Below are 20887 nucleotides of genomic sequence, written 5' to 3' on the forward strand. Positions count from 1 at the left end.
GCGACATGCATTAGAGCGAGCGTCCGATCAGCAATTTCATGATCTCGTTGGTGCCGCCGTAGATGCGCTGGACGCGGGCGTCGCGGAACATGCGGGCGATCGGATATTCATTCATGTAGCCATAGCCCCCATGCAATTGAAGGCATTCGTCGACGACTTTTCCCTGCAGGTCGCTGAGCCAATACTTGGCCATCGATGCGGTCACAGGATCGAGGCCGCCATTGATGTGGCGGCTGACGCAATCATTGTAGAAGACACGGCCGATGGTGGCCTCGGTCTTGAGCTCGGCCAGCTTGAACTGGGTGTTCTGGAAATCGATGATCGCCTTGCCGAACGCCTTGCGCTCCTTGACGTAGTCGATGGTCAGTGCCAGCGCCCGCTCGATCATGGCAATTGCCCCGGTGCCGATCTGCAGGCGCTCCTGCGGCAATTGCTGCATCAGTTGGACGAAGCCCTGCCCTTCCTCGTGGCCGAGCAGGTTTGAGGTCGGCACGCGCATGTCGTTGAAGAACAGCTCCGAGGTGTCGTTGGCTTTCAGGCCGATCTTGTCAAGGTTGCGGCCACGCTGGAAACCCTCGACCTCGTCGGTCTCGACCACGATCAGCGAGGTGCCCTTGGCGCCCTTCTCCGGATCGGTCTTGGTGACGACTATGATGAAGTTTGCAAGCTGGCCGTTGGTGATGAAGGTCTTTGAACCGTTGATCTTGTATTGGTTGCCATCCTTCTGCGCTCGCGTCTTGACGCCCTGCAGGTCGGAGCCTGCGCCGGGCTCGGTCATGGCGATGGCGCCGATCAACTCGCCGGTCGCCAGCTTCGGCAGCCAATTCTTCTTCTGCTCTTCGGAGCCGTAATGGAGGATGTAGGGGGCAACGATCGAGTTGTGCAGGCCGATGCCGAAGCCATCGACACCGACATGGCCGATGGCCTCGATGATGGCACTCTCATGCGCGAAGGTACCGCCCGAGCCGCCATATTCCTCCGGCATCGAGGCGCAAAGCAGGCCGGCCGCACCGGCCTTCAGCCAGCTTTCGCGATCGACCATCTCATTTTTCTCGAACTCGTCGTAGCGCGGCGCGATCTCTTCCGACATGAAGCGGTGCGCCATGTCGTAGAGCATGCCGACCTCGTCCGCCGCCCAGGCGGGTTTGGGAAGGCCAAGGATTTCGGCTGGGTTGGTCATGCTGGTATGATACTCCTCCCAGAGCGCATCTTCAGAGTGAGGTCGGCGCGCTTCACGCAGGACCCCACCCGGCCCTTCGGGCCACCCTCCCCTCAAGGGGGGGAGGGAACTATCTTTAGAACGCTTCCGCCGGCAGTGCCATCAGCGTGTCGGCGCCGCTCGAAATGCGGGCGAGATGCGCCGATGTCTCCGGCATGATCCGCTCCATGAAGAAGCGCCCCGTCACGACCTTGTTGTCGTAGAACGACTGAGCGCCATTGGCGTCCGTCTTGCCAAGTGCCGCCTTGGCCATCCGCGCCCACATGTAGCCCAGCGCCACAAGGCCGAAGAGATGCATATAGTCGGTCGAGGCGGCGCCCGCATTGTCGGGCTTGGCCATGCCGTTCTGCACCAGCCACATGGTAGCGGCCTGCAGGTCGTTGAGGCCCTTCTTCACTGCCTTGGTGAACGGCGCCATCTTATCGTCGGCGCGGTTTTCCTCGCAGAATTCGCCGACCTCCTTGAAGAAGGCCTGCACCGCGCGGCCGCCGTTCAATCCGAGCTTGCGGCCGACAAGGTCGAGGGCCTGGATGCCGTTGGCGCCTTCATAGATCATGGCGATGCGGGCATCGCGCACGAACTGGCTCATGCCATGCTCTTCGATGTAGCCGTGACCGCCGAACACCTGCTGCGCCATGACCGCATGGTCGAAACCCTTGTCGGTAAGCACGCCCTTGACCACCGGCGTCATCAGGCCGGTGTAGTCGTCGGCCGCCTGACGGTCCTTGTCGTCACCGGCGCGGTGGGCGACATCCGACTTGATCGCCGTCCACAGCGCCAGCGCGCGGCCGGCTTCGTTGAACGCCTTCATGGTCATCAGGCTGCGGCGGATATCGGGGTGGACGATGATCGGGTCGGCCTTTTTGTCGGGTGCTTTCGGCCCAGACAGCGAGCGCCCCTGCAGGCGGTCCTTGGCGTAGGCAACGGCGTTCTGATAGGCGATCTCCGACAACGACAGTCCCTGCAGGCCAACGCCAAGGCGTGCCTCGTTCATCATCGTGAACATCGCCTTCAGGCCGCCATTGGCCTCGCCGAGCAGCGTGCCTTGCGCCTCGTCATAGTTCATGACGCAGGTCGAATTTCCGTGGATGCCCATCTTCTCCTCGATCGAGCCGCAGGAGACAGTGTTCCTGTCGCCTGGATTGCCCGATGCATCGAGCTTGAGTTTAGGCACGATGAACAGCGAGATGCCTTTGACGCCTTCCGGCGCGCCCTCGATGCGGGCCAGCACCAGATGGACGATGTTGTCCGACATGTCGTGTTCGCCGGCCGAAATAAAGATCTTCTGACCTGAAATCTTGTAGGTGCCATCGCCATTCGGCACCGCCTTGGTCCGCAGCAGGCCGAGATCGGTGCCGCAATGCGGCTCGGTCAGGTTCATGGTGCCGGTCCAGACGCCTTCGATCATCCTGGGCAGCCACTTGGCCTTCTGCTCGTCGGTGCCGTGGGTGATGATTGCCGCGATCGCGCCTTGCGTCAGGCCCGGATACATCATCAGCGACATGTTAGCCGAGACCATGTATTCGGAGACCGCAGTGTGTACGGCGTAGGGCAGACCCTGGCCGCCGAACTCGACCGGTGCGGCCAGTCCCATCCAGCCACCCTCGCGATACTGGTCGAAGGCCTCCTTGAAGCCCTTCGGCGTCGTCACCGAGCCATCATCATGACGAACGCAGCCTTCCATGTCACCGACACGGTTCAACGGGTGAATGACGTTTTCGGCGAGCTTGGCGCCTTCGGCGAGGATCGCCTCGAGCACATCGGGCGTGGCGTCGGAAAATCCGGGAAGGTTCGAATAGCGCTGGTAGCCCAGCACCTCGTTGAGCACGAACAGCGTATCCTGGACCGGAGCCCTGTATGTCGGCATGCGTTTTCTCCACCCTGCGAACCCGGTCCGAACGCCCCGATGACAGCCAGTGCGGCATGCGGACCCATGTTGAGAGCGGAGATAGCAAAAATTGACGTTTGCGTAAACGTCAATTTTTCGATGCAACAAGATTTCCCGCCCATCGCAGCAATGAGCGTGGCGGTGCGGCAGCGCGCGAGCCGAAACCCTATGGGTCGGGAGGCGAGAAAACGAAAAGCCGCGCGGCATTGCCACGCGGCTTTGATCGTCAGACAGTCAGCGGATGACTTTAGGCGTAGCGCAATTCCCAAGGGGAAACGCTATGCACTTACCCGGGAGAACCGTTTCACACTACTCCCGAAATTGCTTTAGCGAGCGACGCTAGCCTGTGGTGCCGAACGCTCGGCCAGCATCTGGCGCACCGCCGACATCGAGGCGCTCAGCTCGCTAATGGCGTCATCGATCAGTGCCCGTTGTTTCTGCAGGCGGGCAAGCTGCTTTTCCGACTTGTCCAGCGCCAGCCGCAGCTGCTTGGTGTTTGAACCCGTCGGATCGTAGAGATCCATCATCTGCTTGACGTCGCGCAGCGAGAACCCGACCTTGCGGCCAAGCAGGATCAGCTTCAGCCGGGCCTTGTCGCGGCGCGTGTAGAGACGGGTCGAACCGTCACGCTGCGGGTTGAGCAGGCCCTTGTCTTCGTAGAAACGCAGCGTGCGCAGCGTCACTCCGTATTTTTTCGCCATCTCGCCGATGCGGACAAGGTCCTCGCCGGCTTCGACAGACATATTGGTATTGGCCGCGGTCTCGCCGGCCGAGATAAGCTTCATGGTCACTGGCTTTCCCCGTCTGGTGGCGTCGCGGTCTCCTGGACCGTGCGTCGCCTGACTGGAAGCGGGGGCCTGCTTCCAATCGTGGTTTCAACAAACAAATCGCAAAACGGCACGCTCGACGCGCCTTTTACGTTTACGTCAATTCTATACCGATTGCCGCCTTGTGACGCAAGGGTGTTCTACGCTCCGAACTTTATGCCGCACCGTCAGGCCGACATCCAACATCCTTGCAACTTCTTAAATTTGGTTAACGCGTTGTTTACCACGTTGGGTGAAATGTGGGCGCGTCGGCTACCCGTGTTTATCCTGTATCGAATTTTTCACGGTTTTTCGGAGCGCGGGTGGTAACCTGGGAAGCTCGTCTTCCACCGCGGCATTGTCGCCGGTCGCCTTCGTTCCGACAGAGACTTGGGGGAACTGGCCACGAGCCAGCCATTCTGAAAGACGGACGCACCTATGAACAGCAAGCGGTCCTATCTCGATACACTCAACGCCGGCAGGCAGCGCAGGCCGCAGACCACGCTCGAGCAGTTGAACCAGTCGCTGGAGACGCTGGAGCAGCGGCTGGAGCGGACGCGCGAGGACCCGATGGCACGTCCAGATCCCCGTCAATATGGCGCCGACGCGCGTTATCCCGCCGCCCGACCCGCCAGCCAGCAGCGCTGGTATGAGGATCCGCAGGCCGCGCCGCGCCCGACGACCCAGATGCAGGGAGCCGCCGCTTTCGGGCAGAACTACCAGGCCATTGCCCGCGACATCGATCGCGTGCGCGGCCAGGAAGACGGCGTTGCCATGGTCGGCAAGATCGCCGGCGAACTGCGCGGCATGCGCGAGGAATTGCGCCACCAGATGACATCAGGGCTGCAGCGTGAATTCGAAGCACTGCGCAAGGACATCGAGCGGGCTTTCCAGTCAGGTGCCAAGCCCGGTACCCAGGCCAAGGGCAGTGCCGAACTCGGACTTGAATTCGAACGGCTTTCCGGCGCCATCCAGACGTTGGCCGAGAAGAGCGACGACAGAAGCGTCAACATGCTGCGGCTCGAACTCGAGCAGGTCAAAGCCGCGCTCGACACGCTGGCGCGCGAAGAGAGCGTGCAGAGGGTCGACCGCCGCTGGGACGATTTCGATCGCCGCTGGACGGCTTTCGAAGACCGTGTCGACGCCGACCAGCGCAAGCGTTCGGACGACCCCGGCCTGTCTGCTCTGACCGACCGGCTGGAGCAGATCAGCAACGCCGTCAACAACCTGCCGGAATCGCTGTCGCTGCGTTCGCTGGAGGAGAAGGTGCGCGCACTTGCCGGCGCCGTCGACCATTTCGCCAGCCAGCAGGACAACCGCGGCAGCGACACGCTTGGCCTCATCGACGAGCGGCTGGACGAGATTTCCCGCGCCATCGTTGCCTCGACGGTAGCGGCACAAGCCAATTCATTCGACCACGAGGCTTTCGAGCGCATCGAGAAGCGGATCGACTCGCTTGCCCAGCAGATAGAGGAAGTGGCGCAGGATCGTCCCGGCAACGCGGTCATCGACCGGCTAAGCACTCTGTCGAGCCGGGTCGACGAACTCGCCGGCCGAGCCAATCTGCCCGAGCAGGCTATGGAGCGCCTGGCCAAGCAGATCGCACTCATCGCCGACAAGATTGACCAGGCGCCTACCATGCCTGACGCCGACTACATCTTCCACGGCCTGGATCAACGCTTCGACGTGCTGTCGGGCATGATGGAACGCCGCCAGGGCGACGCCATCGAACAGAGCAACATGCTGTTTCGCGATCTCGAACGCCGGCTTGACGAGGTTGCCGACAGGCTTGACCAGCGGATGCCGCAAATCGACAGCGCCGGCATCATGGACGCCATTGATGCCCGCTTCACCGCACTGGCCAAGCGCATGGAAACGCGCGTTCCCGATCCCGCGGGCGAAGCGGCGATCCGCGGCCTGGAAAGCCGGCTCGAAGACATTTCAAGCCGGCTGGATGCGTCGGCCGCGCACGTCGCCGGCATTGATCCGGCGCTGATCCGCAGCCTGGAGGCGCAGGTCGCAGGCCTGTCCGCCCATCTTTCCAAGCCCAGCACGCCGCTGCCAGAATTCGAAGACATCAGCCCACGTCTCGACGAAATCGAGAAGTCCCTGGCCGGAACCCGTGATTCCATCCTCGGCGCGGCGCGCGAAGCGGCCGAGAACGCGGTGCGATCGTTGGCCGGTTCGAGTGCCAACACGACGGCCGTTTCCGGCCTTGCCCAGGATTTGAAGACGCTTGAAACGCTGACGCGGCGCTCCGACGAGCGCAATTCGCGAACGTTCGAGGCCATCCACGACACGTTGCTCAAGATCGTGGACCGGCTTGGTTCGCTGGAACCCAGCGAGCCGGTCGAGGCGATGAGCGAATTGCTGGACGCGGCTTCGGCCGAACCGAGCAACTGGCGCGGCGCACGGCGACCCAAGATGGCCGTCGAGCCGCCGTCGATGGATATCGATCAGCCCTTGCCATTGACTGGGGACATGGCGGATCTCGACGGCGCCGGCTCCAGCCTGCGCAATGAGCCGGGCGCTCGCAGCGGCCTGGGCACGCATAGCGGCCTGGGCACGCATAGCGGCCTGGGCACGCATAGCGGCCACGGTGTCGGCACCCGCACGCCAGCCGAGGCCGCCGCTGCCGCCGCCATGGCTGCGCTGGGCTCCGACACGGGTTCCGAAAAGAACGAACAAGCGGGCCGCAGATCGATCTTCGGCGGGCTGGCCCGCGCATTCAAGGGCAAGAAGGAAGCGGATATTCCGCCACTGGCCGGCTCGGCGCCGAGCACCCCAATACCGAGCGTCGATCTCGACGAGCCGCTCGATCCGAGAATGGCCAATCGGCCGCTGGAGCCGGGCTCGGGCGCACCTGATCTCAATGCCATCATGAAGCGCGTGCGCGACGAGCGCGGCCAGCCGGCCAAGCCCAGCGACACCGATGCCGCGAAATCGGACTTCATCGCCGCGGCCCGGCGCGCGGCGCAAGCTGCGGCTGCCGAGGCCGATGCGCTGAAACGCCAGTCGACGATGACCGGACCGGTGAAGGCGCTGCGGATCGGCGACCTGCTCAAGGCACGTCGCAAGCCGATCCTGATGGGGACAACCGCGATTTTGCTGGCGCTGGGTGCCTTGCAACTGGGCAAGGCCTTTTTCGCCGATCCCGCCCAGGTGGCAAGCAACGATGTCGCGCCGATCGTCGCCTCGCAGTCAGTGAAAACCGCCTCACTCGATGCCGCTGGCCAGCCAAAGACCGATATTCGGCCCACAGCAGCGGAAAGCGCGCCGGATCGTGGCGTGAGACCATCCGAGCCGTCCGAACCGGCAACCAAGGACGACGTAGCGGCGCAAAGCACGATAACCACGCCGCCAGGCGCCGATCCGTCGACGGCCGCGCTAGCAGCCGAGCCGCTTCCTGCGCCCGTCGATGCCAGCGCGGCGATGTTCGAAACGAAAGCTTCGGCTGCGCCGGCCACAACTGCCCCGGCCCCGACTGTTTCAACCGCCACGGACGCAACCGATGCCGACATCGGCACCCAGCCGTTGACGGCCCAGCCGGCGACAGCCAAGGACACCACGGGCGCGGTTCCCCCGACGGACGCTTCGCCGGCCGCGATCACGGCCACGATCGACATTCCAGCTGACGCCGGCCCGGACGCCTTGCGCGACGCCGCCGCCAGTGGCGATGCCAAGGCGCTGTTCGAGATCGGCTCGCGTTATGCCGAGGCGCGCGGCGTCAAGGAAGACATGGCGGCAGCGGCCAAATGGTACGAGAAGTCGGCGGAGCTCGGCTTTGCGCCGGCCGAGTATCGCATCGGCAACTTCTATGAAAAGGGCATCGGCGTCGCGCGCGACATCAAGAAGGCGAAGACCTGGTACCAGCTTTCCGCGGAGCAGGGCAATGCCAGCGGCATGCACAATCTGGCCGTGCTCTTCGCCATGGCCGCGGACGGCGTGACCGACAATGAATCGGCCGCGCACTGGTTCCAGGCGGCGGCCGACGTCGGCGTCAAGGACAGCCAGTTCAACCTCGGCATCCTCGCCGCCAAGGGCGTCGGCATGAAGCAGAACCTCGAAGAGTCCTACAAATGGTTCGCGCTCGTCGCCAAGACCGGCGACAAGGATGCGGCGGCCAAGCGTGACGAGATCGCCAATGCGCTGCGGCCCGAGCAGCTCGAACGCGCCCGCGCCGCGGTCGAACTGTGGAAGGCCAAGCCGCTGGACGCGGCAGCCAATTCGGCCGACGTTCCCGAATCCTGGCAGAACGGCGCACCGCAGACGACCGCCAGCATCGACATGACGAAGGCCGTCCAGAATATCCAGCGCATTCTCAACAAGAATGGCTATGACGCCGGTGGCGCCGACGGCAAGATGGGCCAGAAGACCAAGATCGCGATCATGGCTTTCCAGACCGATAACAAGATGCCGGCGACCGGCGAGGTCGATGAAAAACTGGTCAAGGCGCTGCTGGCGCGCAAATAACGGCAGAGGCGTCGCTTCCACGACGCCCTTGCCACACATTTGCCTGTTAACTGATTGAGATGTTTTTTGTTTCGGCGGCGTAGCGCGGTTTGACTTCGCAGCACCTCCGGCGCAAGAACGAATTGGCTTGTCGGTCCAAGATGCCCGCAACGGTTGCATTCGCCGACAGGCAGAACTGATCGAGACTGACGGGTGGGCATCTATCTCCCGATCGCGGAAATTTCCGTCAACGTCTTCGTCCTGCTGGCCATGGGTGCGGCGGTGGGCTTCCTGTCGGGCATGTTCGGGGTCGGCGGGGGCTTCCTTATCACGCCCCTCTTGATCTTCTACAACATACCGCCGGCGATCGCGGTCGCCACCGGCGCCAACCAGGTCATCGCCTCCTCCGTCTCCGGCGTCCTTTCGCACATGAAGCGAGGGACGCTCGACTTCAAGCTCGGTGGGGTCTTGCTGGCCGGCGGCATCATCGGCTCCACTGCCGGCATCTACGTCTTCGCCTTCCTGCGCCGCCTCGGCCAGCTCGACCTGTTCATCTCGCTGCTCTACGTCGTACTGCTTGGCACCGTCGGCGGGCTGATGCTGGTCGAAAGCGTCAATGCCTTGCGTGCCACACGTAGCGGCGCGGCACCGGTGCTGAAGAAATCCGGGCAGCACAACTGGATCCATCGCTTGCCGTTGAAGATGCGTTTCAGGGCCTCAAAGCTGTTCGTCAGCGTCATCCCAGTGCTTGGCCTGGGCGTCGGCATCGGCTTCCTGTCGTCAATCATGGGCGTCGGCGGCGGTTTCATCATGGTGCCGGCGCTGATCTATCTCCTGAAAGTGCCGACCAATGTCGTTATCGGCACATCGCTGTTCCAGATCATCTTTACCTCCGCCTATACGACGCTGGTCCACGCCACCACCAACCAGACGGTCGACGTCGTGCTGGCCTTCCTGCTGATGGCGGGCGGCGTGGCCGGTGCGCAATATGGCGCCAAGGCCGGCCAGAGGCTGCGCGGCGAACAGCTCAGGGCCTTGCTGGCGGTGCTGGTGCTGGCGGTAGCGATACGACTGGCCATCGGTCTCTTCGTCACCCCGCCCAACCTCTATTCGCTGTCTGCCGCGGGCCTCAACTGATGAGGGCTCCGAACGCGTTCGCAACAGCCATTTTCCTGTCGCTGCTTGCGGCCGCCGTGCCGGCGAAGGCACAGGTCCCGCTGACGGAAGGCATCCAGATCGGGCTCTCCACCGACAATGTCTCAATCACCGCCGGCTTTTCCGGCGCCGACCTGACCATCTTCGGTTCGCTGGAAAATCCCGATCCACTCGTGGCGCGCCAGGGCCGCTATGATGTCATCGTCGTGCTCGAAGGGCCACCCAAGCCGGTGGTGGTGCGCCGCAAGGACCGCGTTCTCGGCGTCTGGATAAATCTGGACTCCGAGACCTTCGAGAACGTGCCGGTGTCCTATTCGGTGGCGACGACGCGGCCGTTGCAGGACATCACCGAGCCGAACAGCTACAAGCAGCTGTCGCTCGGCGCCTCCAACCTTTACATGCAACCCGCCGATCCCGGCGACAGCCCGGCGACGATCGAGGAATTCACCGCGGCGCTGCGGGAGCGCAAGTCGGCGACCGGCCTCTACAGCGAGAATGTCGGCGGCGTGCAATTCCTGTCGCAGAACCTGTTCCGCGCCACCGTCAGGCTGGCGCCGAACGTTCCGGTCGGCACCCACAAGGCGCGCGCCTTCCTGTTCAAGAGCGGCCTGTTCATCAAGGAGAGCTCGGCCCAGCTCGAAATCCGCAAATCCGGTTTTGAACAGTCGATCTTCCGTGTCGCACACAATTATTCCTTCCTCTACGGCGTCTTCGCGATATCGCTAGCCATGCTGACCGGCTGGCTCGGAAGGCTGATCTTCCGGAGAGACTAATGCATGTCGCCCAAAAGTGGCCCCGGTTTTGGGAGAACGACATGCATCGAATCAAAAACCTAAGGCGCGTCGCCTGAATTCGTTCAAACGCGACGCGCTTTTAGAACTTTTCCCGAAAAGTGGTTTCCCTTTGCGGGAGCATGCGGTAGACCGCGCTCCCAGCCAACAGGCAGACACAAACAATTCGGTTCGGCAGAGCAGCCCGTCCCCGGGCAGCGCGCGATTTCTCGTGGCGCCTATCGGCTCGTCGACGACCAATACAGGAACTTGTCATGCGACCAGCCTTCGCCGGCATCGACTTCGGCACTTCCAATTCCACCGTGGGCGTGGTCAGGAACGGGCAGCCGCGCCTCGTCACGCTTGAGGACGACCAGATCACGCTGCCCAGTGCCGTGTTCTTCAACTTCGAGGACAACCGCACCTGTTTTGGCCGCCACGCCATCGCCAACTACACCGACAGCATCGAAGGCCGGCTGATGCGCTCGCTGAAGAGCGTGCTCGGCAGTTCGCTTGCGCACGAGAAGACCCGTATCAAGGCGCGCTCGATCGGGTTCATGGAAATCGTCGGCCTGTTCCTCGGCCATCTCAAGAAGAAGCTCGAAGCAGATGCCGGCGATGCCGTCGAGACCGTGGTGCTTGGCCGGCCGGTTCAATTCGTCGATGACGACGCCGAGGCCGACGCGAAGGCGCAAAGCGAACTTGAGAACGCCGCGCGCGCCCAGGGCTTCAAGCACATCGCATTCCAGTTCGAACCGATCGCGGCGGCGCTCGACTACGAGCAGAAGGTGGCGAGGGAAGAGCTGGCGCTGATCATCGACATGGGCGGCGGCACGTCGGACTTCTCGGTCGTGCGCGTTTCACCGCGGCGCTCCCGTTCGCTCGACCGCAAGGACGACATCCTGGCCAGCCGGGGCGTCCATATCGGCGGCACGGATTTCGACCGGCTGCTGAGCATCGCCCATGTGATGCCGCAGCTCGGCTATTTGACGCCAACCAAGGACGGCAAACGCAACCTGCCGGCAAGCTACTTCATCGACCTCGCGACGTGGCAGCGCATCAACCTGGTCTACACCGCCAAGGCGATGACGCATCTGCGCCAGATCCGCTACGAGGCCGAGCGCGCCGACCTGGTCGACCGCTTCATCCACATCGTCGAACACCGCTATGGACACGCGCTGGCGGCACTTGTCGAGAAGGCCAAGATCGAGCTGACCGACAGCTCGTCCGCTCAGGTGGCGGTGAGGCTGCCGGGCGCGGAGTTCGCCGCCGAGATTACGCGCAGCGGGCTGGAAGCCACGATCGCCAGGGATATCGAGCGGGTCACAGGAACGGTGGCGCAGACCATCCGGGACGCTGAGGTCAGGCCATCCGATATCACCGCGGTGTTCCTGACCGGCGGATCGACCGCGATTCCGCTCGCCAGACGAGAGATCCTGTCGCTGGTGCCGCAGGCATCCGTCATCGAAGGCGACATGTTCGGCTCGGTCGGACTTGGCCTGGCGCTGGATGCTCAGCGAAAGTTCGGCTGACGCGGCCCATTCACGGGCGGGCGGGCACCGTTTCGTCGACGCCGGTGCCGAGGTGCGCCTTCAGCGCCATCTGGGCAAGGCTTGCCTGGCGATCGCGATGCGTGATCATGGCGAAGTCGCGCTTCGGCAATTCGAGCGGCACGGACCTGAGACTGCCTTCGGCCACTGCACGGGCCACGACAAGCTCCGAAATGATGGTGGCGCCGGCTCCCGCCTCGACCGCCTGGCGGATAGCCTCGTTGCTCGGCAGCACCAGGAATATCTGTAAATCGGCGAGCGAAATTCCTTCGCGACGCGCCAGATCCTCCAGCACTTCGCGCGTGCCCGAACCGCCCTCGCGGATGATCCAGCGCAGGCCCTTGATGTCGGGGTGGCCGGGCGCAATCTCGGCGATCTCCGGATGCGAGCTGGCAACCACCAGCATGAGCCTGTCGACGTCGACCTTGGCGCGGCGCAATATGTCGGACTCAGTGCGCCCCTCGACCAGGCCGAGATCGGCCGCACCATCAAGGACATTGGCCTCGACCTGCCTGGTGTTGCCGATGCTGACGCTCAGCCTGACGGCCGGATAGGCTTCATGGAAGGACGCCAGCCGGCGCGGCAGCCAATAACTGGCGATGGTCTGGCTGGCGGCGATCGAGAGGCTGCCGGTGACCGTCTGCGAGACATGCTCCAGTACATTGCGCGCGGCAGCCGCCCGTTCGAGCACTGCCTTGGCTTCGGGCAGGAACCGGTGTCCGGTCTGGGCAAGCTCGATGTTGCGGCCAACCCGGTTGAACAGATGAACGCCATGCTGTTCTTCAAGCGCCCGGATGGCGGCCGATGCTGCCGACTGCGAAATGCCCAGCAGTTCCGCCGCCTTGGTCATATGGCCGCGCTCGGCGACGGCGACGAAAATCCGCAACTGGTCCAGGGTCATGAGCGCATTAAGAACCAATATCGATCGAATTTACAAGAACAACTAATTAGACAGATCGATGCCTCTATTCTAAGTTTTCTGGGAGTTTAGAACAAATTCGCCGAGATATCGCAGAGAGCAGAATGATCGAGCGGTTCAGATCCCTGTTTGCGCATTGGACCCGCGGCATAAGGCGACGGTTGGCGGGCGATCGCTATCATCCGGAAGAGCACTACATGCGCGGCCCCGGACCGAGGACACGTGCCAAATCCGTTGGCCGTACAGGCACCCCCGGATCATGATGCACAGACCGCCGCGCGGCGCGAATTCGGCACCATCGCAACGCCCGCTTGCCGACACGCGCGCACCGGATGAAGGCGATGGCGTCGACACCTCGCCTGATGTCTCCGACAGCATCGCCAAGACGACCTGCTACATGTGCGCCTGCCGCTGTGGCATCGACGTGCACATCAAGGATGGCAAGGTCCGCTACATCAACGGCAACAAGGACCATCCGGTCAATCGCGGCGTGATCTGCGGCAAGGGCAGCTCCGGTATCATGCAGCACTACAGCCCGGCAAGGCTGAGGAAGCCATTGCTGCGCACCGGTCCGCGCGGCTCTGGCGAGTTCCGGGAAATCGAGTGGGAAGAGGCGTTTTCGATCGCGACGGAGCGGCTGTCGAACATCCGCCGGACCGACCCCAAGAAACTGGCCTTCTTCACGGGCCGCGACCAATCCCAATCCTTGACCGGCTGGTGGGCAAGCCAGTTCGGCACTCCGAACTTCGCCGCCCATGGCGGCTTCTGTTCGGTCAACATGGCGGCGGGCGGCCTTTACACGATCGGCGGCTCGTTCTGGGAGTTCGGCGAACCGGACTGGGACAACACCCGATATTTCATGCTGTTCGGCGTTGCCGAGGACCATGATTCCAACCCGATCAAGATCGGTCTCGGCAAGCTCAAGGCGCGCGGCGCCAAAGTCGTCTCGATCAATCCGTGCCGGACCGGCTACAATGCGATCGCCGATGACTGGATCGGCATCCGGCCCGGCACCGACGGACTGTTCGTGTTCGCGCTTATCCATGAATTGCTCAGGGCGGGCCGCGTCGATCTCGACTATTTGCTGCGCTACACCAACGCTCACGTCCTCGTCGTCCAGGAGCCGGGTGCGGCCGATGACGGGCTGTTCGTCCGTGACGGCGAGGGCAATCCGCTGGCCTGGGACAGGATGGCGAAGATACCGATCAGCGCCACCGATGCCAGCGCGAAACCGGCGCTGACCGGCAGCTTCACGATCGACGGACGCCACTGCGTTCCGGTGTTCCAGTTGATCGCCGACCGCTACCTCGATGAGAGCTATGCACCGGACGCGGTCGCCGAGCGCTGCGGCATTGCCGCCGATACGATCCGCAGGATCGCCGCCGAACTCGCGCACGTCGCCTTCGAACAGACGATCGAACTGCCGATCGCCTGGACCGACTGGGCCGGGCGTCGGCACGAGACGATCAAGGGGCGACCTGTTTCGATGCACGCCATGCGCGGCATCTCGGCCCATTCGAACGGTTTTCATACCTGCCGCGCCCTCCATTTGCTTCAGGTGCTGCTGGGCACGGTGGATGTGCCGGGCGGTTTCCGCTTCAAGCCGCCCTACCCCCGATCTGCGCCGCCCGGTCCGAAGCCGGCCGGCAAGACCGTCAAGCCGATGACGCCGCTTGAAGGCATGCCGCTCGGTTTCGTCTGCGGGCCGGACGACCTGCTGGTCGACGAGGCCGGCGCACCTCTTCGCATCGACAAGGCCTATTCCTGGGATGCGCCGCTGGCCGCGCACGGCCTGATGCACACCGTCATCCGCAACGCCTGGGCCGGTGACCCTTACCCGATCGACACGCTGATGATGTATATGTCCAACATGGCTTGGAATTCCTCGATGAACACCGTCGAGACCATCGCCATGCTGACCGACCATGATGACGCGGGAAAATACAGGATCCCCTTCATCATCTATTCCGACGCCTATTATTCCGAGACCGTGCCGTTCGCCGACCTCGTCCTGCCGGATACGACCTATCTCGAGCGGCATGACTGCATCAGCCTGCTCGACCGGCCGATCAGCCACGCCGATGGCCCGGGCGACGCCATCCGCCATCCCGTCGTCGAACCGGACCGTGATGTCCGGCCGTTCCAGTCGGTGCTGATCGAACTCGGCGCGCGGCTTGGATTGCCAGGGTTTGTCGACGAGGACGGCACGGCCAAGTACCGCGACTATGCCGACTACATCGTCAACCATGAGCGCACATCAGGCATCGGCCCGCTCGCCGGCTGGCGCGGCAAGGACGGGGCGTCGGTCGGCAGGGGCGAGGCCAACCCCGATCAGCTGCAACGCTACATCGACAATGGCGGCTTCTGGCATCACGATTTCGCTGACGACCAGCGCTACTACAAGATGGCCAATCGCTCCTATCTCGACTTCGCCGTGCAGATGGGCTTCATCCCCAAGGCGGAGCCGATCATCTTTCAGCTCTATTGCGAGCCGATGCAGCGCTTCCGCCTGGCCTCACGCGGCCATGGCCGCGTCTTGCCGCCGGAGGGCGATCGCCAGCGCATCGAGACCTTCATGGACCCGCTGCCCTTCTGGTACATGCCCTTCGAGGAAGCAGCCATCGACCTCGAAAAATATCCGCTGCACGCGCTGACGCAGCGGCCCATGCACATGTACCACTCGTGGGGGTCGCAGAATGCGTGGCTGAGACAGATCACCAGCCAGAACCGGCTGTTCGTGCATCAGCGGACGGCAGCAGATCTAGGCCTTGTCGATGACGACTGGGTGTGGATCGAAAGCATCAATGGCAGAGTGAAGGGGCAGATCAAGCTGATCGACGGGGTGAACGAAAGCACGGTCTGGACCTGGAACGCCATCGGCAAGCGGCGCGGCAGCTGGGGGCTGAAGGACGACGCGGCCGAATCCAATCGTGGCTTCCTGCTCAACCATATCATCGGCGACCAGACTTCCGCCGATGCTCAGGGCAAACGCTATTCGAACTCCGATCCTGTCACCGGACAGGCGGCGTGGTTCGATCTGCGCGTGCGCGTCGTCAAATGCGCCGCCGAGGAAGCCGGCTTCACCGAGCCGCAGTTCGAGCGTTTTCAGCAGCCACCGCATTTCGAACCCTCGCCCGACAAGCTGACCTTCGGCGCTGAGTTCCGCAGGGCAAGAGAGGCGGCCGAATGACCTGTCTGCCAAGTCAGAGCGGCAAGAAACTAGGGCTAGTCATCGATCTCGACACCTGCGTCGGCTGCCAGGCCTGCGTCACCGCCTGCAAGGAGTGGAACACCGGCGGCCACATGGCGCCGCTGACCGACATCGATCCCTATGGTGGCCATGTCGACGGCGTCTGGTTCAACCGTGTTCACAGCTACGAGCACACCACCGAGATGGGCGGGCGCACGGTCAACTTCCCGCGCTCCTGCCTGCATTGCGAGACGCCGGCCTGCGTCACCGTCTGCCCGACCGGCGCCTCCTACAAGCGGGCCTCGGACGGCATCGTGCTGGTCGACGAGGACAAGTGCATCGGCTGTAAATTGTGCAGCTGGGCCTGCCCCTATGGGGCGCGCGAATTCGACACCGATGTCGGGGTGATGAAGAAGTGCACGCTGTGCGTCGACCGCATCTACAATGACAATCTGGCCGAAGAAGACCGCGTGCCGGCCTGCGTCGCCGCTTGCCCGACCAGTGCCCGCCATTTCGGCGATCTCAGCGATCCTCAGTCGGCTGTCTCGCAACTGGTGGCGGAGCGCGGCGGCGTCGATCTGATGCCGGAGCTCGGTTATCGCCCGACCAACAAATACCTGCCGCCGCGCGCCCATACCAACCGCGCCGCATCGGTTGCCGCGCCGGCCCTCGAACCGGTGCGGGCCGAAGGCGGTTTTCTTGGCTGGGTCGACCGCATGCTTTCGAACTGACCATGCATCCAGCCTTCTCCGTCGTCTTCTTCACCACCGCCACCGGCGCCGGCTATGGATTGCTGGCGCTGCTTGGCGTGCTCGGAGGATTCCAGATCATTCCGCCTGACTTCTGGCTGGGCTTCATCGGCATGGGCCTGGCGCTCGAGCTGATCGCGGCCGGGCTGTTGTCCTCGACCGGCCACCTCGGCAGACCCGAACGGGCTTGGCGGGCCTTCTCGCAATGGCGCAGCTCGTGGCTGTCGCGCGAAGGCGTCGCCTCGGTCATCACCTTCATCCCGGCGGGCCTGTTCGGTATCGGCTGGATATTTTTTGGCCGGACCAATGGCTGGGTGGCCATTGCCGGGTTGTTGGCCACCTGCGGTGCCGTGGTCACCGTCTGCACGACCGGCATGATATACGCGTCGCTGAAACCGATCGCCCAGTGGCACAGCCGCTTCACCCTGCCCGGCTACCTCATTTTTTCGGCAATGACCGGCAGTGTGCTGATGAACGCGCTGTTGCAGGGATTTGCGCTTGGTTCGAAGGTGCTCCTGGCGGCTTGCCTGCTGCTAACCATGCTCGGCTGGGGCTGGAAGCTGGCGACCTGGCGCTACAATGACCGGCTGGAGATCGCAACCAACGCCAACACCGCGACGGGGCTGGCCGGCGGCACGGTGCGGTCGCTGGAATGGCCGCATACCGAGGAAAACTACCTGCTCAAGGAAATGGGTTTTCGCATCGCACGCAAACACAGCGCGCGGCTGCGCCAGATCACGCAACTCCTGGCCTTCGCACTGCCCGTCTTACTGTTGGTCGCCGCTTTTTCCTTGCCATGGCCGTTCGTGGCGGTGGTTTCGGTGATCGCCGCGATGGCACAATTCGCCGGCATGCTGGTCGAGCGCTGGCTGTTCTTCGCCGAGGCGAAGCACACGGTTACCCTGTACTACGGACGTTAATCTCAGCCCGGCCGCAACATCGAGCGGGATATCGCAAAAATGCGGTCCGCGCCGAGCATGTAGGCCATCAAAGTATCCAGCCGGAACAGCCCGGCATAGGCGCGGTCGAGCACGTTGAGGGAGCCGGTATAGGCGCCGAAGGCCGGCATGATCATGCGGCCGCCGTCGCCAGCGAAGCAGCGCCGCCGCACCGAGCGGCCCTGTTGCACGATGCGGGCGCAGGGATGCAGATGTCCTGCTATTTCGCCCTCGACGCGCACCTTCGATGGCTCATGCCGGAACAGCAGCGAGCCTATGGCGAGTTCGCGCACCGTTTCGCCCGGCAGGTCGCCGGGTGCTTCCGGATCGTGATTGCCGGCAACCCAGAACCAGTCGCGGCCTGACATCAGCGCCTCCAGCCGCTCGCGAAAGCTCGCATGCATGCGTCCGGCGCCGCCGCCATCGTGAAAACTATCGCCCAGGCTGATGACCATGGATGGCTGATAGTCAGCGATCACGGCCTGCAGTCTCAGCAAGGTTGCACCGGTGTCGTAAGGCGGAATCAGCGTGCCGCGCCTTGCCAGCGACGAACCCTTTTCCAGATGCAGGTCGGACACAGCCAGAAGCCTGAACTCGGGAAAATAGAGCACACCGCGCGGATCGCAGACGGCGCGCTCGCCGGCGATGCCGACAAGGTCGGCCTCGCCGATCAGCGATGTGCGCGCCAGCGAAAAATTCATTCCTCGACCATCCCCGGCCCCATTGCCTCCTCGACCAATGTCGCCGCATCCATAAGCAGCGTTTCATCAGCCTCGCCGTTCACCGGCATCTTGCCGATCTCAAGCATGATCGGCACGGCAAGCGGCGAAATCTGTTCAAGCGCCTTATGCACGATTCGACCCTGGATGCGCGAGAGCATGTCGGCAAGTCTGCTGACATCGAGCAGACCGGTCGCCGCATCCGCACGTGTCGCCTGCAGCAGGATGTGGTCCGGCTCATGGCTGCGCAGCACATCGTAAATGAGATCGGTCGACACGGTGACCTGGCGGCCGCTCTTTTCCTGCCCCGGATGGCGTTTTTCGATCAATCCCGAAATCAGCGCGCAGTTGCGGAAGGTGCGCTTGAGAAGCCAGCTGTCGGCCAGCCAGGCTTCGAGGTCGTCGCCAAGCATGTCCTGGTCGAAAAGTGCACTGAGCGAAGGCTTCCGAGCTTTGAACATCGTGCCCATGTCGCCCAGTGACCATATCGCCAGTGCATAGTCGGTGGCGACAAAGCCGAGCGGCCTGGCTCCCGTCCTGTCGAGGCGGCGGGTGAGCAGCATGCCGAGCGTCTGGTGCGCTAGCCTGCCCTCGAACGGGTAGGCCACGAGATAATGGCGATTGCCTCGTGGAAAGGTCTCGATCAGCAGGTCATTGCGTTTGGGCAGCACCGATTTGTCGGCCTGGAACCGCAGCCAGTCGGCGACCTGCTTGGGCAGCTTCTTCCAGCGCTGCGGGTCGTCCAGCATGATGCGGACCTGTTCGGCGAGATAGGTCGAAAGCGGGAACTTGCCGCCGCCATAATAGGGCACCTTGGCATCGCTGCCCGGCGCGTTCGACACGAAGCATTCATTCTCGCGAATGCCTTCGAAGCGCAGCACCTTGCCGGCAAACATGAACGTGTCGCCATGCGTCAGCGTTTCGAGGAAGGCTTCCTCGATCTTGCCGAGAACCCGGCCGCCGCGCGAAGCCGCGCCTTTGCTGCCGGCCTTGATGTAACGCACGTTGAGGGCCGGCACCTCGATGATGGTGCCGACATTCAGCCTGTATTGCTGGGCAACGCGCGGATTGGACACGCGCCACAACCCATCCTTGTTCAGCCGGATGCGGGCATAGCGCTCATAATTCTTCAGCGCATAGCCGCCGGTGGCGACGAAATCTACGACACGATCGAATGTCGACCGATCGAGGCTGACATAGGGCGCGGCTGTTTGCACTTCCTCGAACAGATCATCGGCACGGAATGGCGCGCCGCAGGCGCAGCCCAGCACATGCTGGGCCAGCACATCGAGGCCGCCATCGATCAGAGGCGGCGTGTCCTGCGCGCCGAGATAATTGGCATCGAGGGCGGCCCGGCACTCCAGCACCTCGAAACGATTGGCCGGGATCAGGATCGCCTTGGACGGCTCGTCCATGCGGTGGTTGGCACGGCCGATGCGCTGCGCCAGCCGGCTCGCCCCTTTCGGCGCGCCGACATGCACGACCAGGTCGACATCGCCCCAATCGATGCCGAGATCGAGCGTCGAGGTGGCGACGATGGCACGCAGCGCATTCTCGCCCATCGCCTTCTCGACGCGCCGGCGCTGGGCAACGTCGAGTGAGCCGTGATGCAACGCGATCGGCAAGGTATCCTCATTGACCCGCCACAATTCCTGGAACAGCAGCTCCGCCTGGCTGCGGGTGTTGACGAACAACAGGGTCGTCTTGTGGCGCTTGATCTCGTGGTAAATCTCCGGCGTGGCGTAGCGCGCCGAATGCCCCGCCCACGGCACGCGCTCTTCCGAATCGAGGATGGAGATCTCCGGCTTCGCACCGCCCGTAACGACGATCAATTCGGCCATCCCCGGGCTTGTCGACTCTTTGGGTGGATTCTGGCTGACCAGCCAGCGCCGCAACTCGTCTGGCTCGGCCACCGTCGCCGATAGCCCGATCGTCTGCAGGCCAGGGACAAAGCTGCGCAACCGCGCCAGCCCGAGCGCCAGCAGATGTCCGCGTTTCGACGTCACCAGTGAATGCAATTCGTCGAGCACGACGTAGCGCAGGTCCTCGAAAAAGCGTTTCGCATCACTGGCTGCAATCAGCAGCGCCAGCTGCTCGGGCGTGGTCAACAGGATGTCGGGGGGCACCAGCTTCTGGCGCTGGCGCTTGTGCCCGGGGGTGTCGCCGGTGCGCGTCTCGATGGTGACGGGCAGCCCGATCTCCTCCACCGGCTTGCCGAGGTTGCGCTCGATATCGACGGCAAGCGCCTTCAGTGGCGAGATATAGAGCGTGTGGATGCCGCGATGCGCCTGGCCCGGCTTTCGCCTTGGCCGGTTCGCAAGTTCAGTCAGCGAGGGCAGGAACCCAGCCAGCGTCTTGCCGGCGCCAGTCGGGGCGATCAGCAGGACCGACTGTCCGGCCTGGGCCTTCGACAGAAGTTCAATCTGATGGGCGCGCGGCGACCAACCTTTCTCGCCAAACCATCGGATGAATGGTTCTGGCAGGACTACGGTGGCATTCTGTTCGGCAAGGCGCGGTTGCTCTGTCACGTGC

The 20887-nt window shown here is 63.4% G+C and carries 13 protein-coding genes; 7 read left to right on the top strand and 6 right to left on the bottom strand.

Features of this window, described 5'->3' with window-relative positions:
- Positions 1 to 10: 10 nt before the first annotated feature.
- The 3 genes from NKH57_RS05570 to NKH57_RS05580 all read right to left on the bottom strand — a co-directional run bounded on the left by NKH57_RS05570 (position 11) and on the right by NKH57_RS05580 (position 3892).
- Positions 11 to 1180 carry an acyl-CoA dehydrogenase family protein gene (locus tag NKH57_RS05570; protein ID WP_352942439.1) on the bottom strand — a complete coding sequence of 390 codons (1170 nt, stop codon included), beginning with the start codon at positions 1178 to 1180 and terminating at the stop codon, positions 11 to 13.
- A gap of 115 nt (positions 1181 to 1295) precedes the next feature.
- A complete protein-coding gene (locus tag NKH57_RS05575) occupies positions 1296 to 3086 on the bottom strand; it encodes an acyl-CoA dehydrogenase (RefSeq protein WP_352942441.1) in 1791 nt (596 codons plus the stop codon).
- Positions 3087 to 3433: 347 nt separating this feature from the next.
- Positions 3434 to 3892, bottom strand: coding sequence for a MerR family transcriptional regulator (locus NKH57_RS05580; protein ID WP_352601517.1), 459 nt, complete (start codon positions 3890 to 3892; stop codon positions 3434 to 3436).
- Between the two features lie 459 nt (positions 3893 to 4351).
- On the opposite strand from NKH57_RS05580, the gene NKH57_RS05585 reads away from it, so the two are divergent.
- The 4 genes from NKH57_RS05585 (at position 4352) to NKH57_RS05600 (ending at position 11822) form a co-directional block, all read left to right on the top strand.
- The gene (locus NKH57_RS05585; protein ID WP_352942443.1) at positions 4352 to 8386 is read left to right on the top strand and encodes a peptidoglycan-binding protein; all 4035 of its coding nucleotides are present in this window, start codon (positions 4352 to 4354) and stop codon (positions 8384 to 8386) included.
- A gap of 192 nt (positions 8387 to 8578) precedes the next feature.
- A complete protein-coding gene (locus NKH57_RS05590; RefSeq protein ID WP_352942446.1) occupies positions 8579 to 9502 on the top strand; it encodes a sulfite exporter TauE/SafE family protein in 924 nt (307 codons plus the stop codon).
- Positions 9502 to 10293, top strand: coding sequence for a TIGR02186 family protein (locus NKH57_RS05595; protein WP_352830403.1), 792 nt, complete (start codon positions 9502 to 9504; stop codon positions 10291 to 10293). The genes NKH57_RS05590 and NKH57_RS05595 overlap by 1 nt, the downstream gene beginning before the upstream one ends.
- Positions 10294 to 10565: 272 nt before the next feature.
- On the top strand, positions 10566 to 11822 hold the full coding sequence (locus NKH57_RS05600; protein WP_352942448.1) for an Hsp70 family protein: 1257 nt from the start codon (positions 10566 to 10568) through the stop codon (positions 11820 to 11822).
- A 10-nt stretch (positions 11823 to 11832) separates the two neighbouring features.
- Here the strand turns inward: NKH57_RS05600 and NKH57_RS05605 are convergent, their stop codons facing one another.
- Complete coding sequence (locus NKH57_RS05605; RefSeq protein WP_352942450.1) at positions 11833 to 12741, bottom strand: LysR substrate-binding domain-containing protein; 909 nt, start codon at positions 12739 to 12741, stop codon at positions 11833 to 11835.
- A 277-nt stretch (positions 12742 to 13018) separates the two neighbouring features.
- Between NKH57_RS05605 and NKH57_RS05610 the strand changes: the two genes are divergently transcribed.
- The 3 genes from NKH57_RS05610 to NKH57_RS05620 are packed head-to-tail and all read left to right on the top strand — an operon-like array spanning position 13019 to position 17618.
- The gene (locus tag NKH57_RS05610; protein WP_352942452.1) at positions 13019 to 15949 is read left to right on the top strand and encodes a molybdopterin oxidoreductase family protein; all 2931 of its coding nucleotides are present in this window, start codon (positions 13019 to 13021) and stop codon (positions 15947 to 15949) included.
- Complete coding sequence (locus NKH57_RS05615) at positions 15946 to 16680, top strand: 4Fe-4S dicluster domain-containing protein (protein WP_352942455.1); 735 nt, start codon at positions 15946 to 15948, stop codon at positions 16678 to 16680. The genes NKH57_RS05610 and NKH57_RS05615 overlap by 4 nt, the downstream gene beginning before the upstream one ends.
- A gap of 2 nt (positions 16681 to 16682) precedes the next feature.
- Positions 16683 to 17618, top strand: coding sequence for a dimethyl sulfoxide reductase anchor subunit family protein (locus NKH57_RS05620; RefSeq protein WP_352942458.1), 936 nt, complete (start codon positions 16683 to 16685; stop codon positions 17616 to 17618).
- Between the two features lie 2 nt (positions 17619 to 17620).
- Here NKH57_RS05620 and pdeM read toward each other — a convergent pair whose 3' ends face one another.
- Together pdeM and NKH57_RS05630 are read right to left on the bottom strand one after the other, a co-directional pair.
- Entirely contained in the window at positions 17621 to 18337 is a 717-nt protein-coding gene (gene pdeM, locus NKH57_RS05625) for a ligase-associated DNA damage response endonuclease PdeM (RefSeq protein ID WP_352601377.1), read from the bottom strand.
- Positions 18334 to 20883: a ligase-associated DNA damage response DEXH box helicase gene (locus NKH57_RS05630; protein ID WP_352942461.1), complete on the bottom strand. Its 2550-nt coding sequence runs from the start codon at positions 20881 to 20883 to the stop codon at positions 18334 to 18336. Before NKH57_RS05630 ends, pdeM begins: the two co-directional genes overlap by 4 nt.
- Positions 20884 to 20887: the final 4 nt, after the last annotated feature.

Source organism: Mesorhizobium sp. M1050 (assembly GCF_040318715.1).
Taxonomy (GTDB): Bacteria; Pseudomonadota; Alphaproteobacteria; order Rhizobiales; family Rhizobiaceae; genus Mesorhizobium.